Raw genomic sequence first — 3,383 nt, forward strand, 5'->3', positions numbered from 1 at the left:
GCCCCGACGCTATAACCACCGACACATCTCTTTTGTTGTTGTGTTGCTGTAGTTGTTGTTTTGTTTGTGGGGTGTTGTGTCAGATACTGCATAGTGGACGCGGGCGTATCAACAATTCTTCTCTGTGTTGATGCTTTGTTTGTTTTGTGTGTTTGTCGGTGTATTAGTACCAGTCACCTGCACACATTACTGTGCTTCCAGTTCTGGCCTATCAACCCTGTAGTCTTCAGGGAACCTCAAATGAAACCTCATCTTAGAACAGGCTTCCCGCTTAGATGCTTTCAGCGGTTATCCCTTCCGTACGTAGCTAACCAGCCGTGCCACGGGCGTGACAACTGGCATACTAGAGGTACGTCCGTCCCGGTCCTCTCGTACTAGGGACAGCCTTCTTCAAGTTTCTACGCGCGCGGCGGATAGAGACCGAACTGTCTCACGACGTTCTAAACCCAGCTCGCGTGCCGCTTTAATGGGCGAACAGCCCAACCCTTGGGACCTACTCCAGCCCCAGGATGCGACGAGCCGACATCGAGGTGCCAAACCATCCCGTCGATATGGACTCTTGGGGAAGATCAGCCTGTTATCCCCGGGGTACCTTTTATCCGTTGAGCGACACCACTTCCACACGTAGGTGCCGGATCACTAGTCCCTACTTTCGTACCTGCTTGAGCTGTCGCTCTCACAGTCAAGCTCCCTTGTGCACTTACACTCAACACCTGATTGCCAACCAGGCTGAGGGAACCTTTGGGCGCCTCCGTTACAGTTTAGGAGGCAACCGCCCCAGTTAAACTACCCACCAGGCACTGTCCCCAACCCAGATCATGGGCCAAGGTTGAGGTGCTCAATCCGATCAGAGTGGTATTTCAACTTTCGACTCCACCACACCTAGCGATATGGCCTCAACGTCTCCCACCTATCCTACACAAACCGAACCAAACACCAATACCAAGCTATAGTGAAGGTCCCGGGGTCTTTTCGTCCTGCCGCGCGTAACGAGCATCTTTACTCGTACTGCAATTTCACCGGGCCTGTGGTTGAGACAGCAGGGAAGTCGTTACGCCATTCGTGCAGGTCGGAACTTACCCGACAAGGAATTTCGCTACCTTAGGATGGTTATAGTTACCACCGCCGTTTACTGGGGCTTAAATTCTCCGCTTCGACCCACAAAGTAGGTCTAACAGGTCCTCTTAACCTTCCAGCACCGGGCAGGCGTCAGTCCGTATACATCAACTTCCACGTTTTCGCACGGACCTGTGTTTTTAATAAACAGTCGCTTCCCTCTATTCTCTGCGACCACCACCAGCTCAACCAGTTTGTCACCAGCAGTGGTCCCCCTTCTCCCGAAGTTACGGGGGCATTTTGCCGAGTTCCTTAACCACAGTTCACCCGATCGCCTTAGTATTCTCTACCTGACCACCTGTGTCGGTTATGGGTACGGGCCATACACACACTCGCTAGAGGCTTTTCTCGACAGCATAGGATCACCAACATCCCCAAAATGGGTACGCATCACGCCTCACCCTTATGTGATACGGATTTGCCTATATCACGGGCCACACGCTTACACCACAATCCAATCAGTGGCTTGGCTACCTTCCTGTGTCACCCCATCACTTGGCTACTACCAACCAAGGTCCCACGCACCACACACCACAACCACACAAAAGCATGGAACATAGTGAGTAGTGGGTGGTTAGTATAATTGATTCACCATTTGTCGCGTATGCACGGGTACCAGAATATCAACTGGTTGTCCATCGACTACGCCTGTCGGCCTCGCCTTAGGTCCCGACTCACCCTGGGAAGATTAGCTTGACCCAGGAACCCTTAGTCATCCGGCGGACAAGTTTCTCACTTGTCATTCGTTACTCATGCCTGCATTCTCACTCGCACACACTCCACACCACGATCACTCGGGCGCTTCACCGCAGTGCACGACGCTCCCCTACCCAACACAACCAAAAAGATCATGTTGCCGCGGTTTCGGCGGTGTACTTGAGCCCCGCTACATTGTCGGCGCAGAACCACTCGACCAGTGAGCTATTACGCACTCTTTCAAGGATGGCTGCTTCTAAGCCAACCTCCTGGCTGTCTTCGCGATCCCACATCCTTTCCCACTTAGTACACCCTTAGGGGCCTTAACCGGCGATCTGGGCTGTTTCCCTTTCGACCAACGGAGCTTATCCCCCGCAGTCTCACTGCTGCACTATCATTACCTGGCATTCGGAGTTTGGCTGACATTGCTAAGATTGTGGTCCCGCTCAACCAACCAGTAGCTCTACCTCCAGGAAGAAACACACAACGCTGCACCTAAATGCATTTCGGGGAGAACCAGCTATCACGAAGTTTGATTGGCCTTTCACCCCTACCCACAGCTCATCCCCTCAGTTTTCAACCTAAGTGGGTTCGCGCCTCCACAACATCTTACTGTTGCTTCACACTGGCCATGGGTAGATCACTTCGCTTCGGGTCCAGGACATGCCACTCAACAACACCCTCATTAGGATTCGCTTTCGCTACGGCTGCCCACACTCATGGTTAACCTCGCGACATGCCGCTGACTCGCAGGCTCATTCTTCAAAAGGCACGCCATCACCCCACAAAGAGGCTCTGACGGATTGTAAGCACACGGTTTCAGGTACTCTTTCACTCCCCTCCCGGGGTACTTTTCACCATTCCCTCACGGTACTATCCGCTATCGGTCACCAATAGTATTTAGGCTTACCGGGTGGTCCCGGCAGATTCACAGCAGATTCCACGAGCCCGCTGCTACTCGGGTATCCCAACAACCCCACCAACCATGCTTTCACGTACAGGACTCTCACCTACTCCGGTAGACCATCCCAGGCCACTTCCGCTAACACAATCAGTAAAAGGGCGGGTCACTGTCAGACAACCCACGTTGAAACCCCACAACACCACACACGCAACCGCTGACACGTCACACACGCATATGGTTTAGCCTCATCCACGTTCGCTCGCCACTACTAGCAGAATCACAATTGTTTTCTTCTCCTACGGGTACTGAGATGTTTCACTTCCCCGCGTCACCCCCACACCACCTATACATTCAGTGATGGGTAACTGCACATAACCACAGCCAGGTTTCCCCATTCGGACACCCTCGGATCAACGCTCGATTGACAACTCCCCGAGGACTATCGCGGCCTTCCACGTCCTTCATCGGCTATTGGTGCCAAGGCATCCACCGTGTGCCCTTACACAACACACAAAAAACACCAGACACAAAAAATCAAAAAGAATAAAGAATAAAGATACTCGCGTCCACTATACAGTTCTCACACAACACCACCAGGCCACCACAACACACACAAACACATGCACGTACCGCAGCAAACCAAGCAACACAATCAAGGACACCACCA

At 52.6% G+C, this 3,383-nt stretch carries 1 rRNA gene; it reads right to left on the reverse strand.

The features are described 5' to 3' along the window. Positions 1-142 precede the first annotated feature (142 nt). Positions 143-3,230, reverse strand: a 23S ribosomal RNA gene (locus NQ050_RS10945). Positions 3,231-3,383: the final 153 nt, after the last annotated feature.

Source organism: Corynebacterium sp. 122RC1 (genome assembly GCF_024580955.1).
In the GTDB taxonomy this organism is placed as follows: Bacteria; Actinomycetota; Actinomycetes; order Mycobacteriales; family Mycobacteriaceae; genus Corynebacterium; species Corynebacterium kozikiae.